The following is a 17,776-nucleotide window of genomic DNA, read 5'->3' on the forward strand; positions in this document are numbered from 1 at the left end:
TATCAGTCCTCCCAATCCATGTTTGCAAATTCTTGCTCTAAGCTATTAAATTCTGGTCTTGGATCTGTTTCCGGAACCAACGTAGGCTTACCTTGTGGTTTCACGATTAGATCACCTATCAGATTATTTAGTTGTTTTTTATCAAGCTGTTTCTCAAGTGCTCCTATGCCTAAAAGCTCTCGCGGCTTGAGGTATTTATCAGGGTCAATCTTAGCTGCTTCAAGCTTGGATATGGCTTTCCCTTTGTCCGTTATGAAGCGATTAGACTTACCTTCTACTAGCTTCCACTGCGGGATATTTTCCCCGCTGAGAGCTTTTTCCTTGGCGTAGTCTTCAACATCCTTCGCCCAGGCTTTCAATTGCTGAGCAACAAAGAGAGTAGAACCTATTTCTTCATCCGATAGTAAAGCCGGGTCCTGGAATTCTTGCTGCACGGCTTTCATATTCTCCTCGGCTCTCGCCCGGCAATTGCCTTTTACCTTGCACCATCTGCAATGATCACCGGGCTTAAATTCTCCCTCCCCGGCATAGGCCAATTTCGCCGCTGGTTTGATCACATCTTCCGCCCACGCTAGTAGCTCTTTCACGGTTAACTCTTCTGTGGTGATGCTATCGAGCCGCGGTTGAACGATCGTCATACGCACTTTATCGATCTCATACAGCCAGTTGTAAGCCTCCCAGGCTCCCAGAGCATACAGCCTTATTTGCGGGTTACCAATTGCGGATACAGGCACTTTTCCATATTTAAGGTCTATGACTTCTACGACCCCGTCTGAGATGAGCACAACATCCCCTGTACCAAAACCCTCTGGCACCCACTTGCTATAATCTATCGATTCCTCCAAAGAGACGATAACCTCATTGGATCTAGCTTTATGTTCTAGAAAAATTCCACCAACTCGATCTACATACTCGGATATGTAGTTCTCCATCTCCGCGCAGTAGTACTCTTTAGCCTTTATTTCCTCCATCTTCTGGTCAATCTCTCTACGCTGTTTAGCGTTACAAACCGTTATTTTTCGTCGTAATTTTAGTTCTGCTAGTTCATGCGCCACTGTGCCTTCATCAGCGTACTTATTACGTTTATCTGGAATGTCCTCCGTTAATCTGGCACTAGGCGGACAGGCTATCCACTGGGCTGAACTGGATGCACTTAGGAGCGCATGGGCTCTTTCCGTGTGTCCACTCATAGCGCCTCTAGCTCGGCTAGGAATTCAGCCCGTTTCTCTTCTGGAATGGTACTTATGTTCTTAACTTCAAATTTACTTATGAGAGCTTTAATAGCTTTTTTGGCCTCAGTGCTTTGCTCTGCTTTTTCCTTGGCCTTGGATAACAATTCGGAGGTACTGACTACTTCGGCGGGCTCATCAGGCTGTTTGGCCTCTTCTTGCTTAACTTCTTCCTGCTTGACTACTTGTTTTTTCTGCCGTTTCGGTTTTTCTTCTGCTGCTTTAGTAGTTTCAACGGCGGCTGGTGCCGTTACTGGTACGCCATCTACCAAACTTAATAGTGCGCCTAAATCCCTTTTCAACTCTACTGCATTAGCCGCGTTAATCTTAATCTCAATTGCCATTTCTCTTACTCCTCCTCTGATTTTATAAACTCAATAAGCATAACGTGATCGTAGTTTATGGCTACTTCGTCAGCTATAATCCATCTTGAAGTGTCTGGATGCTTTAAAGACTCAAGAGCCTGTTTAACGTAGTTCGTCTCACCCATAGTAAGCTCTATGACACGACCATTAACCATAGTTAGTCTCCATTTAGTCATCAGTTGTTGCTCACCTCCCTTTCCAAGTCATCTACACAGTAACGGCAAATTTCTTCACCGTTACCACAAGGTTGCAAATACTCATCCGGCGCGTCCTGCCCACATACCATGCAGGTTTTCGGTATTAGCATTTCTTTAACTCTCATATCATCACCAGATTCTTTATCTCTGTGATACAACTCTGACAAATGTTACGATCAAAAAATGTCTGTAAATCGCCACTAATTCCACCACAGAGATAGCAGCCCGGGTTATATTTCTTCAATATAATGCGCTCACCGTCCACATAGATTTCCAGAGCGTCTTTTTCACCAATGCCTAAAGTGCCGCGAAGTTCTTTCGGGATAACTACCCGTCCTAAATGGTCAAGTTTCTTTACAATTCCGGTTGCTTTCATTGGTTTACACCTCCCCCGCACAATTCTTTAAGAATGTTGTCAATATGACAATTAGCCTTTGAGACCGCATATTCTGCGTCTCCCCATGCGAGTTCCCTCTTTATTTCCATTAAGGCGCTCACAAGATTCAATTCCTGTTTAAGATAAGCTTCTAAATTCAGTTCCCGTTTACGGTAAGCTTCTAACTCCTCTTGCAATTTGCATAATTTCTCATCTAGCGACGTTACTGCTACGACTTCATAAAACAACCCAGTGTCTCCATATCTAAACCTAACCGCATAATAAGCTTCCTCTGGAGTGTCATACGTTTCTTCAAGCACCCCGTCTAATTTAATTCCATATCTCATTTCGTTGCGCACCTCTTTTCATTGTGGTATAGTTAATGTAATAATGTTTGCATTCGAACGGTCATCTTGGCGGACAGCCGTTCTAGATTTGTGGGCTTCTTCGATTTCTTTTTCTATTTCTTCTATTTGGGCGGTAATCCACCAGTCCCAAGTGCCATCTTTTTCATGGTGCTTTTTGTTTTGACGATAGATTAGCTTGAGATCCTCAATGCGCCGCCTAGCGGATTTGAAATCGTACATTTGATTTTTCACCTCCTTTCAGAAACTAGTGACAAGTATTCTTTAAGTTGTTTACCAATAAATTCTGTATAGACTGGAGGTATGGCCTCTGCAAGCTCTTCCCTACTCATCCAGTCAATACCGCCCATGGCGAAACCCCAATAGAGTACAATTTGTTTTGATTTTAGTCCTCTAACCCCACCATTACCGCAAATAGAGATACTGCCATCTTCCCCTATCCCATTTCCTGCCGATGGAGTTTTCATCTTTATTCGTGCTTGAGCAGGTTCTTTAAGTGGAATATTACTTTCAAACCATCTTTCACGCTGCGTATATAGATTCTTAAATTGCGAGCCAAAAAGTTTGATAGGGTTTATTAATGGTGAACCCGAAACATTCTCAATGATATAGGGCTTTCCAGATGCTTTTAGCAATTCTCTTGTCTGAGGTATCAAATCTTTATGATCACCATATCTACCGCCATTTCTTGCTTCAGACAGCCCCCTAGCTTTGCTGTGTGCTTGGCAAGGAGGGCTTGCGTGGATTACATCAAATTCATCTATGAGTTCATGATCTTTTAATATCTCAAACGCATCTGCCCAAATGAATTCATATGGATAGTTTGGCTGAGGTTCGATATCCACGCCAATAACCTCAAAACCAGCACTAGCGTAACCTGCCGAACAACCGCCTGCTTTACAAAACAAATCCAATAATTTTGGTTTCATACCCCTTTAGCCTTTCTTTTTTAGTGTCAGCTTCATATTTTCCAGACCAAGTGCATACTCCTCAATAGTTTTTAGCTCTAGGTTAACTTCGTAGATACCCTTAACCTTGCTCGCGGAATCATGGGAAAGCATCCCTGCTAGGGCACTAAGTGCCGTCTCTTTAGTGTCATACAATACAACATCGGTGAGGGACCCCAATCTAATCAGCCATACTTTCAGCAACCTTCTCACCCCCTTAACTGTAGTTTTGTATGCCTCAATCTCCACTTCATCTTCTATGTTGGCGCTGAGTATCCAAGGCTGACTTCAAATTTCACTCGCATAGTCATCATCAATATCATCAGGAATCATAACTTCACAATCCTTACACTCATAGATTCCTTGGTTCCAGTGCTCCATTTCATCTCCGCAAAAAGGACAGATCATCTCTTTCCCCTCCCTACCATTTTGAGATATCAAAACTAACCTTTACCTCTGGTGTAACCTTATTTCTGACATTCAAACTTAACTAAGCTTTCGTGCCTGAAGTCTCGCTTTAGCTTCTTCGTCGATTGCAGAAATCAGGCGCGAACGTCTAATTTCACCTTTTGCCAGTTCCCCTGACTGAATCTCTCTCATCCTTCGGGTGACGGCTTTCTCAAATTCCAACTTTAGTTTATCCATTTCGTTCAACTCCTTTACTGTAGTTTGGTAGAAGCAGCTTCCCGTTCTTTTTTGAGCTTTTGGTAAACTTCTGGTACTACATCTGCTAAAATGGAGATGACTTCTGTAGGCATACCCGCCGATCTGGCTGTTTGAAGCATATAGACTACACCAAATTCAAGGTCTTCCAAGTCCTCTCCGGTTGCCGAACGAATTACAAATTCTACGAAATCAACAAGTTTGGCCCACAATTCCTTTTCAATGTCTTTATCCATCTCTTTCACCTCCTTTTAACAACCGCTTCTAGCTTCCTGATTGTCAGTCTTAATTGACCCAAGTCATCAGCTAAGAGCCATTTACTTGTCGCATTATCTATCTGACCAATTCTACTAATGTGAAATTGCAAGGCATCTGTTACCTCTTGTAGATGTAGGAGGATTTCTCTTAAATGTTTCCCGGGCCTTGGTATATTAGATCCTCCTTTTGGGGGAGGCAGTTCACCATGTTTGAAATACTGACGCAACTCTCCATAAAGAGTATCTGCCGTTTCACTGATCAGCTTTAATCGTTCCGGCGAACTATTTTCTACCGTAATCTCAATGGCGACTGTTTCACCAGTTGCCTCAAAGGCAGTGCTTTTCTTTAGATGGATTGTGCCATTTTCATTCATGTGCATTTTCTCCTTTCAGGTATCTCGCGGTGCGCTTTTTTTTTCATACCCTGCTTTTAATTCCTCAAGCGGGGTATTTCTTATGTGCTCTTCGGAATATAGATGTCCGAACGGTGTGTGATACCTCATGGGGTGTTCAAACTTCTTAAGTCCGATTTCTTTCATCCATTCTAGTTTTTCTTTTGATAGACCATTGCTATCCATCTTTGATTTCTCCTTTCGAATCGCAAGAGCAATTATTTTCTAAGTATTTTTGAACCTTCGGATGGCGTTCAAATTTTTCAACCACACTATGAAGATAGTTAAGTTCCGCCTCGTCCTTTAGATTGATCTTTATCCTTTGTATGTCTATCAGAATGCCAAAGAATAAAACGCATATGGTGAGTACAGACATTACAATTGCTAAAAATCTCGGAGTAAGCCACTTCATACCCTTTCCTCCCTTCTCCCCCACACATTGGGATCTAGTAGTTTTTATCTAAAAAATCACTAAACTTCTTCATGAAACTATCGAATTTATTAGGGCTGTAATCGTTGCTTAAGAAAGTTAGTTCCAAGACCATCTTACTTTCTCCAAATCTTTCTTCTTGCTCAGATTTAGTCTGTTGTTCAACGGAATACCCAGCACAACGGACTATTGTCTTAGCCTTTACTGGTTTTTTAGGTTTGTAGTAATAGTTCAATGTTTCTCCACCCTCCCCCGGTTTAAACTAAAAATGATTCTTTAAGTTTTTCGATCTTGCCGCAAATCTCATGAAGCCAATTCATGTCATTTATTTGGTACGCAATAAGAGATAGACTATTGAGTTCATTAAGCTTCCTAACCATATGTGCATTTAGTTTTAGGCTCTCTTCCAAGTTTCGGAATTCTTCTACTGAGGCATTTTCATACATTTGGGTGAGATTTCCGTACTTGAAATACAGTTGAGCCAATCTCTGATGCACTGGGTGGAAACAGTATTCAATCGTCTTCTCCAACTTTCTCACCTCCCCCAAATCGTTTTACATAGCCTTTTTGTATCCATTCCGGGCGCGGGAAATATTCTTCATTACCTTCAATCAGGAATCCTATCGGTACCGATTCCCCAGCTTTTCTATCTGGCATCTTGGATTCAGCTTTTTCTGTCCATACCCACGGGTTCGGTTTTTGGTTCATTTTCGTTCTCCTTCAGCCACGACTCACAAAATTTTATGCTCTGTTGAGTTTCACTTTTAATCAACTCCAACAACTCACTGTCTACATCTTCAAAAATTCTCGTCCCATTCTCAGTGTTGACGGTGATCCATCCTTTATAGTTGTCTAAAGTAGTCAAACGTTCCCGGAGTTGTTCGAGATGTCTTTTTACAGACGCAAGGTTTGGTTCATTCATTCAACTTCACCTCCTTTCGGTTCTGTAAGGAATGAGAAATTCATCTCAGCGTCTTTTATTTTTTGATTGATAATGGCTTCGAGTTCTTCCATTGATAATTTCATTAATTCTTCAACCAAATTACTCATGTTTTACACTCCCGCTGCCGTAATACCCCCATAGTTTCAAACACCAGCAAAATCTGCGTATCACTAATGTGATTAAGTTGCATAGATAGTAGCCTATTAGCTTCTTCATCACCCAATTCAGTTAAGTCAAATTCTTGTCTAACTTCATTGATGGATGCCCGCCCACTTTTTAATCTTTCAAGAACTGTTACACTTTCAGCTGATTTACTCATTCAACTTCAGCTCCTTTCTTTACTAATTATCAAACCAGAAAACGATACGGACACTTTCCAAATCACCGTCAGCCAACTCTATTAGCTTTGGGATAGACCAAGTGTAAAAGGTATCAACGCAGTCCTTAAGCGTCTCTGTCCACTGTATTAGCCTGCATAATGTTACCCCTCCCCACTCGCTCTCGTCACGGTACCACCACGTCGGAGCGCCGTTTTTCAAAAACTCCGAGTATTGTTCGTCATCCACGAAACCTTCGAAACAAATTTTCTGATCCCAATCAAACTCGGAGAGCTCTTTTACGGTTAAATAAGAATGGTCGTGAGCTTCATCCCACTCATCTGCTTTCTCTTTTACCACTGTTGACACATCGGAAGGGAGTCCCCGCGGTTCTGATATCGGCTTGACACGGTTGTAGTAATAGTTTCGGACATTAGCGAGAGCCGCGTAGAGGCGGTAGTTCCTATGAATGTCGACAAAATCATACGTCCCCTCTTGCTCCTTTTTAATCCATTCACCCCAGAGTGACGTACCTTCACCACGTTTTTTACATCTCTGCAACATTGAATGAAAATCTTGGATTCTTGGTTCATTAACTCCCTTTATCGCATTCCAAACTCCGTTGACATTCTTTTCGACAAATAGATGGATATCGCAACCCATTGTGCATTCCTCCATTTATTTGGTTTGATAATTTCGCGCTTCTTGCTCGCGAACCCATCTATCCAGACTAACCGTGCTAAACAGATACTTTGGCTTCCGACTGCCTTCCGAACCAATCACACGGTGTGGGATGCGTTTTTCTCTGCACAGTTGACGTAAAATATGTTCGGATACTTGCAGATGTTCGCAGGCTTCTGAGAAAGTTAAGGTTTTGTCCTCTGGAATAGACAGTCGTTCCAGGATACGCTTCTCAGCTTCTGCTACCTGAGTTGCTACCATATCGGCGATTGCTCTTTCTACTGTGGTCATGAGACATCATCTTGTCTGAGCCCGCCGTATTTAATGGCGATATCTTTCACGATTGCCACATAACTATGGATAAGCTTTTTGTCGTCAGCGATCACATCTAAGTAATTGAGCTTATCCCGTTTGGACTTACAGACACCTTCATCTGCCAACCGACGACGTTTATTAGTTAATCGTGTTGCAAGAGAAACGCCCAAGGTTTCATCCAGTAAACGGTAACTCTCTTCACGTAAATGTCTGATATGTTCATATCCGCCCATGGCTTGTGCTGTGCGCTTTATCAAGTTAGCGGCATCCTTACGCCAGTTAGTAATATTCAGTGCTACAACCTCACGGATGGACTTGACATCCTGATCGACTGCCTCAATCCTTGCATCATGCTCAGCTAAGCGGCGATCTTGTTCAACGAGTTGATTAATGGACGCTTGAAGGATTTCTAATGATGTTTGTGGTGGCTTGCTGAGTTGCTCGCGCATACGGTTAAACTCTGCAATATACATTTCTTTAAAACGCGCCGCATCCTTTCCGGTGTAACCCATGACCAAGAATGAAAAGCCGTCTTGGCTCATGACAACCTTTTTGCGTGATTCGCCCTTTGCATCAAGGTAATCAACCGACGCAAAATTGCGTTCGTTAAAATCATCGCTACATTCTAGGTTATGGATACTCCGTAATACATCAGCATGTCTCTTGCCAAACACCTCAGCAACCGTTAGGCTGTCAGTTACTGTTTTGCCGTTTTCGATGAAGACTAATTGATTCATTTTGTCTCCTCCTTTTTCGCTTCTTTTGAGTGCTCATATTTCTGTAAGAATTTAAAATATTGATCATAATCACGGAGTTTAAGAATGCTTAGGTAAGTTATTGCCTCATCAACGCTCATCCACCAATTTAACTCATATTTTTCATAGAACGTGTCAGCATTCATAATAAGAGCGTCGATCATGGCACTTTCGTGATCAATCTCCTCAACTTCATTTACAAACTCCAACCAATAGCCCAGACTCTTCACCTTCGTAGGAGTAATCTTAGCGTGCATGACTAGCCATTCTACGCCGTTTACCCCTTGGGCTAATTTGTCTTGCATGATCTGATTCTCCATTTCAAATGCTGCCCTGCGTTTTTCACGCCAGGTGGAAAAGTTTTGCATCAGCCGTTTCTCCTTATCTTTAAAGTCCCACTTGTTTAATCAATTCCGGAAACTTATTTGCGAAGTAATGAGGTGCTGTTTCTCTCGGACTATGCGGACTAATGATGTTCTTCCCATATTCCAACCCTTTGTCCGTCAGAGATTTAAAGAGCTTTACCCCGCCGTTACTTGAGGGACGTTCCTTCTCTTCCAATAGACCGTGTTTGATAAGTAAAGTGTTAAACTTCGCCGCCCCAATTGGAATTTTGTGTTTCTTGAGTAGTACAGTTGCAGATTCTGTTACTTGTTCGTCTGCGTAAGCTGGCAAAGGTACTTGAAGACAGTGTTGCTTGTTGAAATCATGAAGAAGTTTTAACTTACCGCTATCTGGGAGCCGTAGAACATTAGCTGCGATTTCGATCATATAAGCTTCTTTCTTGAAGTGGAGTAACCCGGGATCGTCATAGCTAGCTTTGTGTTCTGCCTCCACATTAAGTAAGTGGTCACGTACTGATCGGGCGACTTGACTGTCTCTCAGCAGCATACCGATTCGTAAGACTGCTCGACGCGGGATGATGGTGAATGATGCTGTGTTTTTTCCAATTACACCCATGTCTTTTAAAGACATCAGTTCAGCCCCAGTTAAAACTTTCAATCCGTCACTTTCCAATTCATTGCGATTGACTTTAATTACTGAGTTAATTGTTTCTTTTCCGACTTCATAATATTTCGCCGCCATTTCTACGCTGATATTCACATCATCCGGCAACATAGATAATTTCTTGACTTTATCCAGTACCTCTGTGCGGTCGATTACGGATTCACGTAATGTTTTGCTTTCAATTAATGCGCTACTATTAATCATTTGATTACCTCGCTTTCAGGATTGTTTCATTGCATTTTGTAAAGTATAAATTCGAGCTCACCATACTCTGTAATTCTTTCATGAGCTATTTTCCAGTCGCCTGATGCCAAAAGTGCATTCACTTGCCCGATGTTGTTGTCTCATTTTCCAATTTAGTTTTTCAGGGAAATTTTACAAAAAAACGTTAATTAGACTTGCGTTATTTTAGATAGCGCTATATAATTATTAGTGATGGGTCATACGAGTTACTTCCACCGCTGCAAGGTCAGGAAATAACTCCTCAGGGGAAGTATTAAAATACTTAGCTAATTTAAACAGAAGAATTACATCTGGGTTACCTCTTCCGCTCTCTATATTGCGGATATGACTTTCGCTAACACCGAGATCAATCGAAACTTTTCTTTGGGACACGTTGTACTTTTTACGGAAAATTTGAAACTGTTGACGTCTCGATTTCTCCAAAACATTTACACTCCTTTCTGTCGGTATTTTAGTTCACGCCTTTAGTATAAGCGATAACTAAAATATCGTCAAGAGGTTAATTTAGTTATCTTTTTTGAAGGGTGATTGTGTTGAATAATCTTGAGAAAAAACAAATGGGGTTAAGGATTAAAAAATTACGCGAAGAAAAAGGTCTCACGCAAGAGGAATTGGCGGAAATACTTAAAATGAAAAACCGGGCTACCGTATCTAGTTATGAGGCTGGGCGCTCCACCCCTCCTAGCGATGTTTTGCGCAATTTGGCTGATATTTTTAATGTGTCTGCTGACTATTTACTTGGGAGAGGAGGAAATGACGAATTCGTTACTCCTCCTGAGGACAATCAGGGGGGCGCAGTATCTGAAATTGGGTGGGCGATAAAATTAGAGAGACAGAGCCAAGATATGACACAAAAAGAATTAGGTAAGCAGGTAGGCGAGAATCAAAGACAAATTTCCAGCTATGAACTGGATCTTAAACCTGTTCCGGAGCATACACTTGATAAAATTATGGAAGTTTTCGGCTTGTCATTTCCAGAATTTTTAGCTAAGTACAACATGTGGGATGAGTCCATTCACCCTCATTTTGATGGAGATGCCAATAAGCAGATTGCTTTCGAGAAGGCGCAGGAACGGGACGCTCTTAACGACTCATACAAAGAAGATATCCAAACCATAGCGGCACATCACGATGGGGAAGAGTGGACGGAGGAAGAGTTAGAAACACTCGAAAAATTTAAACAATTTGTTTTATCTCAACGTAAGAACCGGAGCTGATGACAATGCTTTACGAAAAACTCCTTATGGAAACAGGGATAAAAGTATTTGAGGTAATCATGCCTACGGGTATTAAGGGCCTTTATAGTGATGGCATAGCTTGGATAAATAAAAACATAGAAACCAACACAGAAAAAGCCTGCGTCTTAGTCGAAGAGGTCGGTCACGAGCAAACCACTGCTGGTGACATTACCGACCAGTGCGATTTATGCAAGCGCAAACAGGAATTGATTGGCAGGCGCTGGGGGTATAGAAAGCTCGTCCCACTGTCCGCAATTGTACAAGCCCATAAAGCCTGCTTAACAAACAGGTATGAAATCGCTGATTACCTAGGTGTAACCGAAGAATTTTTACAAAACGCAATTGACTACTATCGAGATAAATACGGTGTATGTACGCAGTACGAGCAGTATATGATATACTTCGACCCACTCAACGTATTTGAGCGCTCATATGAAATAACTTACGGTGCTTTCCAGTTGTAAGGCTGTTTACTATACATAAAAATAGAACATATGTTCCATTAGGAGGGAATTAAAATGGCAAAAGGTAGCATTGAAAAACGAGGAGAGAATACTTGGCGGCTGACAATTGATCTTGGATATAACCAAGATGGTAGCCGTAATCGGTTAAGAAGGAAAGTTGTTGTTGAGGACAAAGCGCTACTGAAAACCAAAAAGAAGCTGCGAGAATATTTAGAGGATGAGCTACACAAATTTAAAATCGAGGTTGAGGCAGGGGAATATATTGCCCCACAAAAAATGACCTTAAGACAATTCATTGAAAATGAGTGGGAACCTAAGTATGCATCAAATACAGAAAACTTGTCCCCTCTAACGTACCAAACGTATATGCATTTCATTGAAAATCGCATCATGCCAGTATTTGGGCATAAGAACCTTGAAGACATCAGGACATTACACATCGTAACCTTTATTAATGACCTCAGTAAACCGGAAGCACGTAAAGACGGGAAAAGTGGTAAGCTTTCACCCGGCACTATTCAGTACATTCATCGTGTACTTAAAAATATCTTCAACCGGGCGACGGAGTGGCAACTTATTAAAACCAATCCGATTGTCGGAGTTAAGAAGCCTAAGGTAGAACAGACCGAATTTGATTTTTATGATGAAGACGAAGCCAGAGAAGCTATAGCTGCATTGAGCAAAGAGCCTAGACGATGGAGGTTGCTAATTTTAGGCTCCATGGTCGGGGGGTTTCGCAGAGGAGAATTATTGGCATTGGAGTGGTCAAACGTCGATTTCGACAATATGACATTGTCAATAAATAAGAGTATCTCGTTGACAAAAGATGGGCGAGCAGTTGAAAAAGCCCCCAAATCCAAAAGTTCCAAACGTATAGTTGATATGCCTGATTGGTATATGGATGAACTAAAAGTACATGAGTACGAATGGAAAAAAGAAAAATTGTCTGTAGGCGACAAATGGCGTGGCGGTGACAGACAGTATGTCTTTCATGCTGGCTTCGGAAAACCGTTTCATCACACCTACCCTACAGAATGGTGGAACGGTTTTACCAAACGGCATAATTTGAAGCGTGTGCGCTTCCATGACCTACGGCACTCCAGTGCCACTTTACTAATTGAGGCTGGGGCATCAATGAAAGCAGTACAGCAAAGACTTGGGCATTCAAAACATCAAACAACAGCGGATATATATGCCCATGTAACGAAAAAAGTAAGTCGGGACACCGCGGAAAAGTTTAACAAGTTTGCCCCAAATAACATTCGCCCCCAATCCGTCCCCAAAACCCAAAAATAGACCGTACGTTCCACTTCTATAAAGCCCCCAAAAGAGGCGAAAAACCTTGATATATAAGGATTCCCTCATTATACGGCAGAGGGATCGTAAACCTATTTGGGTTCAATCCGTTTTCCCATGCAAAGAAACAGGAATATACCTTGCCTCTCAACGGTTTCCTGCTTCTTCTTTGTTCTTCTCTTTTTTTCTCCCACAATGCTCAAGCAAAGTGAAATAAGTGGACCCCTTCTTTATTTGAGGTGCAGCCGTTTTTATTTCCGGACAAATGTAACCAGTTCCCCCTGTTCCAGCATTTCCGCCCGGCCTGTTTCAGCCAGAACTGCCAAATGGGCCAAGGTCTCAGCCATGGCAAACCGCAGCTGATGAACCGTAAGGCGTTCTCCAAAGACGATCCGGCATAGCTGATAGGCCGTGAACGGATCACGCAGGTGCCCCATCATAAGCGAAAGACGCTGCTCGTGGTGGGCTATCAGTTCGGTGCAGCGACTGCCGAACTTCGCAAAGGGATCGCGATGGCCGGGATAAGCCATCGCGACCGGCAGCCGGCTGATCTCCAGCAGGCTGCCGAGGTAGGCGCCGAGCGGGTTGTTGTCCAGCCCTGCGGGCAGGAAACTCACGTTCGGCGAAATCTGCGGCAATACATGGTCGCCGCAGAAAATCTCGTGCGCCGAAGCATCGTAGAAGCAAAGATGCCCCAGGGCGTGGCCCGGGGTATGGATTGCTTCATACGGCTTGTCCCCAAGGCGCACGGTCTCGCCTTCCCGCAGCGGGGTTAGCAGCGGCTGCGGGGAGACATGCCGGACGAAGCCCTCCAGGTGCTTCGTCATAGGTTCCAGGAGCGCCGGCTCCAGCCCGTGCCGGATAAAGAGTTCAACCGTCAGCCGGGTCATAGGCTGATCCGGGGCCCACAGGAGCTGTACCTGCCGGCAGCCGGCAGCAGACAGAAAAACAGGGGCTGAGGAGCGTTCCTGGAACCAGCCTGTCATCCCATAATGGTCTGGATGATGGTGGGTAAGAACAATTCGTTCTACGTCCTCCGGGCGGAACCCTATTTCTGCCATCGCGGATTCCCAGGTCTCTTCGGATTCCGGTGTATGAAGTCCGGGGTCCAGTACCGTAAATCCATCACGGCCGCGAAACACATAGCTGTTCACCCAGCGGAGAGGGAACGGCAAGGGCACTTTGACCTGCCATCTGTTTTCACCAATCGGAATCAGGGTTTGTTTGGTTCCCATCGTTACCGCTCACCCTTTCTTATGTCCGACAAAAATCATACGCGGAGATTTGCCGGGGACGTAAACATTATTCTCATAGGTACCATACACTTGTTCCACCTCAAGACCCACTTTGTGAAAAGCATCTTCAAACCAATCGTAATCATACAGTTTTACCTGCTCCAGGTAATGGCGGTTTGCTTCTCCAGGTTCTTTAATCACGATTCTTTTGCGCACGAAACCCTCTTCGATGCTCCGTGACTCTTCAATAAGCATGTCCCCCTGGAAGCGTTCCGAATAAGGCACCAGATGTTCCGCCACATAAGGCGGGTTTAAGAAGTCGACAATAAACTTGCCGTTCGGGATTAATAAGCGGGATAGTTCGGAAAGCACTTTAAAATTATCCTCGTCTTTTTCAAAATAGCCGAATAAAGTAAACAAGTTCACCACGGCATCAAATTTTCGTTCCAGCGGTATCTCTTTCATGTCAGCATGAATCCATTCCACTTTGTTGTCCTTATCCAGTTTTTTTGCCTCCCCCAGGAGAACCACCGATAGATCAAGACCTGTAACTTTAAATCCGAAATCCGCCAATGCCACGGAGTGTCTGCCCATACCGCAGCACAAATCCAGCACCTCCGATTCCTGAGGAAGCTGGAGCCATTCCATCATGTTTTTAACCTCGTGATAAGCCCCCTGCAAGTCGCGGTGTTTGTATACGATTAAATAATCTTTTCCGAAGCTTTCTTTAAACCATGTACTCAACCTTCAACACACCCCATCCGTTTCTTGATGCTCTTTTCCCTGCACCTATTATTACATACATGAACACACGGCAAAAGGGAAAAAAATACTCCGTCCGCTTTCCCCGGCTCTATTTAATCAGGAATATGCACTTAATCAGACTTTTATTTAAATCAGATTATCATCCTGAAAACAATCATAAACATCATAATTTCTTTTCTGAGGGCCAGAATAAAGGAAACAAGCAAAAGCAGATTCATCATGTACGAAAGTAAAAGAAAAAATTTCCTTTCCTTGTGTGATTTTTTTTTTACAAATCTTCGCGCATTGAGTAAAATAATAAAGGATGAACCCGTTTCACACCCCCGGTTTTTGTCCGAACCGGAATGTAAAAGGATTTTTTACATGGCATTTTTCATATTTCGATTGAAACGCATCACTGAAACAGATTATAGAATTATGGAAAATGCGAAGTGAACAGGGGGAACCTATTAAATCTAATGGTAATGGAGAGTGTACAATATGATGACAAAACGTGTAACAAGAGTCGCCTTGATCGGTTCCGGATTTGTCGGTGCCAGCTATGCTTTTGCCCTTTTGAACCAGCAGGTAACCCAAGAACTGGTAATCATTGATAAAAACACCAAGAAAGCCGAAGGGGATGCGATGGATTTAAACCATGGATTGCCCTTCTCCTCCTCCATGCGAATATGGGCCGGCGATTACAAGGATTGTAAAGATGCCGATCTGGTTGTGATTACGGCAGGGGCTAATCAGGCTCCAGGAGAAACACGTATGGACCTTATCGAGAAAAACTCCCGTATCTTTAAAAGCATTATCGAGGAGGTCATGGCAAGCGGCTTTAACGGACTGTTTCTGATTGCCACAAATCCAGTCGATGCACTGTCTTACGCGTCCTGGAAATTTTCCGGTCTTCCGTCCGAGAGGGTTATCGGGTCCGGAACCATCCTGGACAGCGCACGTCTCCGCGTTCTTCTTGGCGACGCCTTCCATGTTGATCCCCGAAGCGTACACGCCTATATTATGGGGGAACATGGGGATACGGAACTTCCCATCTGGAGCAATGCCAATATTGGGGGACGCCCGATTATGGACTTCGTGAAGGAAGAACACGGCCCTTCCAAAGAGGATCTGGATAAGATCTTTGTTAATGTGAGAGATGCGGCCTATCACATTATCGACCGGAAAGGAGCGACTTATTATGGAATCGCCATGGGCCTTGTTCGCGTAACAAAGGCAATTTTGCGTAATGAAAATTCGATCTTTTCCGTATCTACCCTGGTTCAAGGCCAATATGGGCTGGAGGACGTATACATCGGCGTTCCGGCTATTATTAACCGCAATGGCGTGCGGGAAATTATTGAGCTTAAGCTATCCGATGAAGAGATGCAAAAGCTGCATCACTCTGCCGAAGTGCTGAAAAAAGCAAACCGCTCCCTTTCCTTGTAAAAGCTATAGCCGCTTCACTTACGGCACAGAATCCATCCGCGCCGTTGACAAAATCGTCCAAATATACGGGATGTCCCCTAAAGCAGTTATCTTTTAGGGGCATCCCTTTGTATTTGAATCATTCCTAGACAGATCATTGGAGTCTCCACAAAGCTGATTATTTTTAAATTCTCGTTTTTCCTGGCGGTACCTCAGGAATATAATGGATCAAGTCCAAATTTGTGTGTAAATTCCCTCAGCTAGACTGTGCTACATAATGCGAGTCACTTTGGCATCGGACTTTGGCCGATCCTTCCGCCATTCCATGTACTCGGTCATGTCGAGATATTTCTTGCCGGCTGCCCATTTTTCATCCTGTTCCATCAATAGAGCACCAATAAGACGAATCACGGATTCACGGTTTGGGAAGATGCGAATGACACGTTCCCGGCGTCTAACCTCTTCGTTGAGACGCTCAACGCTATTTGTCGTGCGCAGCCGTTTTCGGTAACGCTCTGGCAGCATTAAGACGGCGGTAGCATCGTCAAATCCGCTTTCCAGCACGCCCATCGCCTTACCCGCCTTATCTTCATAAGCCGCTAAGGTCTGTTTTAATAAAAACCTTGCCGTTCCAGTATCAGGAGCATCTAGAATCGACCGTAGACGGCCATGGATCTCATCCTTCAAGGCTTTGGGTGAGGCTTCTAATACATTTCGCGTGAAGTGAGTCTGGCATCGCTGCCATGTTACCCCTTGCAGCTGCTGCCGTACCGCGCGTACAAGGCCGCCATGATCGTCGGAGGTAATGAGATCCACACCTCGTAATCCACGTCCTTTTAGAGAGCTGAAAAACTCACTCCAGCTTGCTTCAGATTCTGTGTCACCCAGCATCAGGCCAAGGACTTCACGATAGCCCTCGGTGTTTACACCAATGGCAATCATGATGCCTCGTGAGCGTACACGACCGTCTTCACGGACCTTGAGATACATCGCATCTACGAGAACAAACGGAAAGAGGCTGTCTGCCAGGCTTCGATTATTCCAAGCAGTTACGATGGGATCCAGCCGCTTACAAAGGTCTGAAACAGTGGATTTAGAAAACTCGGTTCCGCAGAGTTCTTCGGTTACTTGCGAGACTTTACGCGTAGAGACGCCGTTTACGACCATTTCCATCATCGCTAAGATTAACGCTTGTTCACTTCTCTGGTAACGACTAAAGAGCTCTGTCGTGAACTTCCCGCCACGGATGCGCGGAACACTTAGTGTAATGGTTCCCACCCGCGTATGCAGCCCATGTGGATACGATCCATTCCGGTACGCTTTTCGATTCTCTGTTCGTTCATAACGATCTGCTTCCACTTGTTCACTCACCTGTGCTTGTAAGACTTGGTTCAGTACAGACTCGAGCAGCTTGGCTACACCCGCATCCTGAGAATTTCCCAAAAATAGTTGATGCAAAAGCTGCGAATCTACGTTAATCTGGTATTGAGCCATTTCATAACACCTCGTATATTTAGAATTTTGTGTCCCAACATTATTCTAACTGAGGGCTATGAATATGGCTCCTTTCATTTTTTGGAACCTAGCTTTTTACACAATTATACGGACTCAACTATATAATGGTCTTCATGATCAATGGTAACCCTAATAAAATCACCAGAGGTTCAAGAAGAACGTCCTTGCCTAAATAGCATAAATAAGAAAATAATGATGGCTACGACGAGAATGGATAAAATTATGACACTTAAAGTAATTCCCAATGAAGTTTTAGCTATAATAACAAGGACTATACCAATTGCTAACAGTCCAATTGCTTCGAAATTGTATTTACTAAGTCTGTATTTGGCAACTCTATAAGTAGCAAAATAAAGATAAACATAAAGTAAAT

At 43.4% G+C, this 17,776-nt stretch carries 32 protein-coding genes; 4 read left to right on the plus strand and 28 right to left on the minus strand.

Going from position 1 to position 17,776, the window contains the following annotated elements; translation table 11 throughout:
• Positions 1-2: 2 nt before the first annotated feature.
• The 25 genes from BXP28_RS10360 to BXP28_RS10470 form a co-directional block, all read right to left on the minus strand.
• Positions 3-1,190: a DUF2800 domain-containing protein gene (locus BXP28_RS10360; protein ID WP_023484467.1), complete on the minus strand. Its 1,188-nt coding sequence runs from the start codon at positions 1,188-1,190 to the stop codon at positions 3-5.
• The gene (locus BXP28_RS10365; protein WP_023484468.1) at positions 1,187-1,573 is read right to left on the minus strand and encodes a hypothetical protein; all 387 of its coding nucleotides are present in this window, start codon (positions 1,571-1,573) and stop codon (positions 1,187-1,189) included. Before BXP28_RS10365 ends, BXP28_RS10360 begins: the two co-directional genes overlap by 4 nt.
• Before the next feature lie 5 nt (positions 1,574-1,578).
• The gene (locus BXP28_RS10370; protein WP_036656261.1) at positions 1,579-1,770 is read right to left on the minus strand and encodes a hypothetical protein; all 192 of its coding nucleotides are present in this window, start codon (positions 1,768-1,770) and stop codon (positions 1,579-1,581) included.
• 142 nt (positions 1,771-1,912) lie between these two features.
• Positions 1,913-2,167 (minus strand): AbrB/MazE/SpoVT family DNA-binding domain-containing protein, encoded by a 255-nt coding sequence (locus tag BXP28_RS10375; protein WP_023484469.1) that lies wholly within the window; start codon positions 2,165-2,167, stop codon positions 1,913-1,915.
• Positions 2,164-2,514 (minus strand): hypothetical protein, encoded by a 351-nt coding sequence (locus BXP28_RS10380; RefSeq protein WP_036656259.1) that lies wholly within the window; start codon positions 2,512-2,514, stop codon positions 2,164-2,166. Before BXP28_RS10380 ends, BXP28_RS10375 begins: the two co-directional genes overlap by 4 nt.
• Positions 2,515-2,532: 18 nt before the next feature.
• Positions 2,533-2,754 (minus strand): hypothetical protein, encoded by a 222-nt coding sequence (locus tag BXP28_RS10385; protein ID WP_036657628.1) that lies wholly within the window; start codon positions 2,752-2,754, stop codon positions 2,533-2,535.
• Between the two features lie 8 nt (positions 2,755-2,762).
• Positions 2,763-3,461, minus strand: coding sequence for a DNA cytosine methyltransferase (locus BXP28_RS10390; RefSeq protein WP_023484470.1), 699 nt, complete (start codon positions 3,459-3,461; stop codon positions 2,763-2,765).
• 6 nt (positions 3,462-3,467) lie between these two features.
• Positions 3,468-3,683 (minus strand): hypothetical protein, encoded by a 216-nt coding sequence (locus BXP28_RS10395; RefSeq protein ID WP_036656257.1) that lies wholly within the window; start codon positions 3,681-3,683, stop codon positions 3,468-3,470.
• A gap of 282 nt (positions 3,684-3,965) precedes the next feature.
• The gene (locus BXP28_RS22735; protein WP_155116251.1) at positions 3,966-4,124 is read right to left on the minus strand and encodes a hypothetical protein; all 159 of its coding nucleotides are present in this window, start codon (positions 4,122-4,124) and stop codon (positions 3,966-3,968) included.
• A 14-nt stretch (positions 4,125-4,138) separates the two neighbouring features.
• Positions 4,139-4,378 carry a hypothetical protein gene (locus tag BXP28_RS10400; protein WP_036656256.1) on the minus strand — a complete coding sequence of 80 codons (240 nt, stop codon included), beginning with the start codon at positions 4,376-4,378 and terminating at the stop codon, positions 4,139-4,141.
• 5 nt (positions 4,379-4,383) lie between these two features.
• Entirely contained in the window at positions 4,384-4,773 is a 390-nt protein-coding gene (locus BXP28_RS10405) for a hypothetical protein (RefSeq protein WP_036656254.1), read from the minus strand.
• A 15-nt stretch (positions 4,774-4,788) separates the two neighbouring features.
• Complete coding sequence (locus BXP28_RS10410; protein WP_036656252.1) at positions 4,789-4,977, minus strand: hypothetical protein; 189 nt, start codon at positions 4,975-4,977, stop codon at positions 4,789-4,791.
• Positions 4,970-5,203, minus strand: coding sequence for a hypothetical protein (locus tag BXP28_RS10415; RefSeq protein ID WP_040931267.1), 234 nt, complete (start codon positions 5,201-5,203; stop codon positions 4,970-4,972). Before BXP28_RS10415 ends, BXP28_RS10410 begins: the two co-directional genes overlap by 8 nt.
• Before the next feature lie 34 nt (positions 5,204-5,237).
• Complete coding sequence (locus BXP28_RS10420) at positions 5,238-5,456, minus strand: hypothetical protein (protein WP_036656248.1); 219 nt, start codon at positions 5,454-5,456, stop codon at positions 5,238-5,240.
• Between the two features lie 22 nt (positions 5,457-5,478).
• Positions 5,479-5,751, minus strand: a complete 273-nt coding sequence (locus BXP28_RS23270; protein WP_051428008.1) for a DUF7667 family protein — start codon at positions 5,749-5,751, stop codon at positions 5,479-5,481.
• Positions 5,735-5,878 (minus strand): hypothetical protein, encoded by a 144-nt coding sequence (locus BXP28_RS10430; protein ID WP_155116250.1) that lies wholly within the window; start codon positions 5,876-5,878, stop codon positions 5,735-5,737. The genes BXP28_RS23270 and BXP28_RS10430 overlap by 17 nt, the downstream gene beginning before the upstream one ends.
• A 7-nt stretch (positions 5,879-5,885) precedes the next feature.
• Positions 5,886-6,143 (minus strand): hypothetical protein, encoded by a 258-nt coding sequence (locus tag BXP28_RS10435; protein WP_036656245.1) that lies wholly within the window; start codon positions 6,141-6,143, stop codon positions 5,886-5,888.
• Positions 6,140-6,271, minus strand: coding sequence for a hypothetical protein (locus BXP28_RS24205; protein WP_257125685.1), 132 nt, complete (start codon positions 6,269-6,271; stop codon positions 6,140-6,142). Before BXP28_RS24205 ends, BXP28_RS10435 begins: the two co-directional genes overlap by 4 nt.
• Positions 6,268-6,483, minus strand: coding sequence for a hypothetical protein (locus BXP28_RS10440; RefSeq protein WP_036656244.1), 216 nt, complete (start codon positions 6,481-6,483; stop codon positions 6,268-6,270). Before BXP28_RS10440 ends, BXP28_RS24205 begins: the two co-directional genes overlap by 4 nt.
• 22 nt (positions 6,484-6,505) lie before the next feature.
• Positions 6,506-7,144 (minus strand): hypothetical protein, encoded by a 639-nt coding sequence (locus BXP28_RS10445; RefSeq protein ID WP_051428007.1) that lies wholly within the window; start codon positions 7,142-7,144, stop codon positions 6,506-6,508.
• A gap of 15 nt (positions 7,145-7,159) precedes the next feature.
• Complete coding sequence (locus BXP28_RS10450) at positions 7,160-7,453, minus strand: helix-turn-helix domain-containing protein (protein WP_036656242.1); 294 nt, start codon at positions 7,451-7,453, stop codon at positions 7,160-7,162.
• Complete coding sequence (locus tag BXP28_RS10455; protein WP_023483804.1) at positions 7,450-8,214, minus strand: Rha family transcriptional regulator; 765 nt, start codon at positions 8,212-8,214, stop codon at positions 7,450-7,452. The genes BXP28_RS10450 and BXP28_RS10455 overlap by 4 nt, the downstream gene beginning before the upstream one ends.
• A complete protein-coding gene (locus tag BXP28_RS10460) occupies positions 8,211-8,600 on the minus strand; it encodes a hypothetical protein (RefSeq protein WP_023484952.1) in 390 nt (129 codons plus the stop codon). Before BXP28_RS10460 ends, BXP28_RS10455 begins: the two co-directional genes overlap by 4 nt.
• Positions 8,601-8,619: 19 nt before the next feature.
• The gene (locus BXP28_RS10465; protein WP_023484953.1) at positions 8,620-9,444 is read right to left on the minus strand and encodes a hypothetical protein; all 825 of its coding nucleotides are present in this window, start codon (positions 9,442-9,444) and stop codon (positions 8,620-8,622) included.
• Positions 9,445-9,669: 225 nt separating this feature from the next.
• Positions 9,670-9,906 (minus strand): helix-turn-helix transcriptional regulator, encoded by a 237-nt coding sequence (locus BXP28_RS10470; RefSeq protein ID WP_036656239.1) that lies wholly within the window; start codon positions 9,904-9,906, stop codon positions 9,670-9,672.
• Between the two features lie 110 nt (positions 9,907-10,016).
• Between BXP28_RS10470 and BXP28_RS10475 the strand changes: the two genes are divergently transcribed.
• From BXP28_RS10475 to BXP28_RS10485, 3 genes are read left to right on the plus strand one after another with little or no spacing between them, the layout of a single operon-like run.
• A complete protein-coding gene (locus tag BXP28_RS10475) occupies positions 10,017-10,700 on the plus strand; it encodes a helix-turn-helix transcriptional regulator (protein ID WP_051428006.1) in 684 nt (227 codons plus the stop codon).
• A 5-nt stretch (positions 10,701-10,705) separates the two neighbouring features.
• A complete protein-coding gene (locus tag BXP28_RS10480) occupies positions 10,706-11,185 on the plus strand; it encodes a hypothetical protein (RefSeq protein ID WP_046655220.1) in 480 nt (159 codons plus the stop codon).
• 54 nt (positions 11,186-11,239) lie between these two features.
• Positions 11,240-12,481 carry a tyrosine-type recombinase/integrase gene (locus BXP28_RS10485; RefSeq protein ID WP_023484955.1) on the plus strand — a complete coding sequence of 414 codons (1,242 nt, stop codon included), beginning with the start codon at positions 11,240-11,242 and terminating at the stop codon, positions 12,479-12,481.
• 251 nt (positions 12,482-12,732) lie between these two features.
• Here the strand turns inward: BXP28_RS10485 and BXP28_RS10490 are convergent, their stop codons facing one another.
• Positions 12,733-13,716 carry an MBL fold metallo-hydrolase gene (locus BXP28_RS10490; RefSeq protein WP_023484956.1) on the minus strand — a complete coding sequence of 328 codons (984 nt, stop codon included), beginning with the start codon at positions 13,714-13,716 and terminating at the stop codon, positions 12,733-12,735.
• 9 nt (positions 13,717-13,725) lie between these two features.
• Positions 13,726-14,460, minus strand: coding sequence for a class I SAM-dependent methyltransferase (locus tag BXP28_RS10495; RefSeq protein WP_023484957.1), 735 nt, complete (start codon positions 14,458-14,460; stop codon positions 13,726-13,728).
• A gap of 504 nt (positions 14,461-14,964) precedes the next feature.
• On the opposite strand from BXP28_RS10495, the gene BXP28_RS10505 reads away from it, so the two are divergent.
• Positions 14,965-15,909: an L-lactate dehydrogenase gene (locus tag BXP28_RS10505; RefSeq protein ID WP_036657613.1), complete on the plus strand. Its 945-nt coding sequence runs from the start codon at positions 14,965-14,967 to the stop codon at positions 15,907-15,909.
• A gap of 249 nt (positions 15,910-16,158) precedes the next feature.
• Here the strand turns inward: BXP28_RS10505 and BXP28_RS10510 are convergent, their stop codons facing one another.
• Complete coding sequence (locus BXP28_RS10510; protein ID WP_023483236.1) at positions 16,159-17,382, minus strand: IS256 family transposase; 1,224 nt, start codon at positions 17,380-17,382, stop codon at positions 16,159-16,161.
• Between the last annotated feature and the right edge of the window lie 394 nt (positions 17,383-17,776).

The sequence above is a fragment of the Paenibacillus larvae subsp. larvae genome (genome assembly GCF_002003265.1).
GTDB lineage: Bacteria > Bacillota > Bacilli > Paenibacillales > NBRC-103111 > Paenibacillus_H > Paenibacillus_H larvae.

Excerpts from the sequence above, each read along its gene's own strand:
- BXP28_RS10385 (WP_036657628.1), bottom strand. The coding sequence starts at position 2,754 with ATGTACGATTTCAAATCCGCTAGGCGGCGCATTGAGGATCTCAAGCTA.
- BXP28_RS10450 (WP_036656242.1), bottom strand. The coding sequence starts at position 7,453 with ATGACCACAGTAGAAAGAGCAATCGCCGATATGGTAGCAACTCAGGTA.
- BXP28_RS10415 (WP_040931267.1), bottom strand. The coding sequence starts at position 5,203 with ATGAAGTGGCTTACTCCGAGATTTTTAGCAATTGTAATGTCTGTACTC.
- BXP28_RS10390 (WP_023484470.1), bottom strand. The coding sequence starts at position 3,461 with ATGAAACCAAAATTATTGGATTTGTTTTGTAAAGCAGGCGGTTGTTCG.
- BXP28_RS10400 (WP_036656256.1), bottom strand. The coding sequence starts at position 4,378 with ATGGATAAAGACATTGAAAAGGAATTGTGGGCCAAACTTGTTGATTTC.
- BXP28_RS10505 (WP_036657613.1), top strand. The coding sequence starts at position 14,965 with ATGACAAAACGTGTAACAAGAGTCGCCTTGATCGGTTCCGGATTTGTC.
- BXP28_RS10465 (WP_023484953.1), bottom strand. The coding sequence starts at position 9,444 with ATGATTAATAGTAGCGCATTAATTGAAAGCAAAACATTACGTGAATCC.
- BXP28_RS22735 (WP_155116251.1), bottom strand. The coding sequence starts at position 4,124 with ATGGATAAACTAAAGTTGGAATTTGAGAAAGCCGTCACCCGAAGGATG.
- BXP28_RS10510 (WP_023483236.1), bottom strand. The coding sequence starts at position 17,382 with ATGGCTCAATACCAGATTAACGTAGATTCGCAGCTTTTGCATCAACTA.
- BXP28_RS10365 (WP_023484468.1), bottom strand. The coding sequence starts at position 1,573 with ATGGCAATTGAGATTAAGATTAACGCGGCTAATGCAGTAGAGTTGAAA.
- BXP28_RS10380 (WP_036656259.1), bottom strand. The coding sequence starts at position 2,514 with ATGAGATATGGAATTAAATTAGACGGGGTGCTTGAAGAAACGTATGAC.
- BXP28_RS10490 (WP_023484956.1), bottom strand. The coding sequence starts at position 13,716 with ATGGGAACCAAACAAACCCTGATTCCGATTGGTGAAAACAGATGGCAG.
- BXP28_RS10485 (WP_023484955.1), top strand. The coding sequence starts at position 11,240 with ATGGCAAAAGGTAGCATTGAAAAACGAGGAGAGAATACTTGGCGGCTG.
- BXP28_RS10435 (WP_036656245.1), bottom strand. The coding sequence starts at position 6,143 with ATGAATGAACCAAACCTTGCGTCTGTAAAAAGACATCTCGAACAACTC.
- BXP28_RS10375 (WP_023484469.1), bottom strand. The coding sequence starts at position 2,167 with ATGAAAGCAACCGGAATTGTAAAGAAACTTGACCATTTAGGACGGGTA.
- BXP28_RS10480 (WP_046655220.1), top strand. The coding sequence starts at position 10,706 with ATGCTTTACGAAAAACTCCTTATGGAAACAGGGATAAAAGTATTTGAG.
- BXP28_RS10360 (WP_023484467.1), bottom strand. The coding sequence starts at position 1,190 with ATGAGTGGACACACGGAAAGAGCCCATGCGCTCCTAAGTGCATCCAGT.
- BXP28_RS10430 (WP_155116250.1), bottom strand. The coding sequence starts at position 5,878 with ATGCCAGATAGAAAAGCTGGGGAATCGGTACCGATAGGATTCCTGATT.
- BXP28_RS10445 (WP_051428007.1), bottom strand. The coding sequence starts at position 7,144 with ATGGGTTGCGATATCCATCTATTTGTCGAAAAGAATGTCAACGGAGTT.
- BXP28_RS10405 (WP_036656254.1), bottom strand. The coding sequence starts at position 4,773 with ATGAATGAAAATGGCACAATCCATCTAAAGAAAAGCACTGCCTTTGAG.
- BXP28_RS10460 (WP_023484952.1), bottom strand. The coding sequence starts at position 8,600 with ATGCAAAACTTTTCCACCTGGCGTGAAAAACGCAGGGCAGCATTTGAA.
- BXP28_RS10410 (WP_036656252.1), bottom strand. The coding sequence starts at position 4,977 with ATGGATAGCAATGGTCTATCAAAAGAAAAACTAGAATGGATGAAAGAA.
- BXP28_RS10455 (WP_023483804.1), bottom strand. The coding sequence starts at position 8,214 with ATGAATCAATTAGTCTTCATCGAAAACGGCAAAACAGTAACTGACAGC.
- BXP28_RS10370 (WP_036656261.1), bottom strand. The coding sequence starts at position 1,770 with ATGACTAAATGGAGACTAACTATGGTTAATGGTCGTGTCATAGAGCTT.
- BXP28_RS10440 (WP_036656244.1), bottom strand. The coding sequence starts at position 6,483 with ATGAGTAAATCAGCTGAAAGTGTAACAGTTCTTGAAAGATTAAAAAGT.
- BXP28_RS24205 (WP_257125685.1), bottom strand. The coding sequence starts at position 6,271 with ATGAGTAATTTGGTTGAAGAATTAATGAAATTATCAATGGAAGAACTC.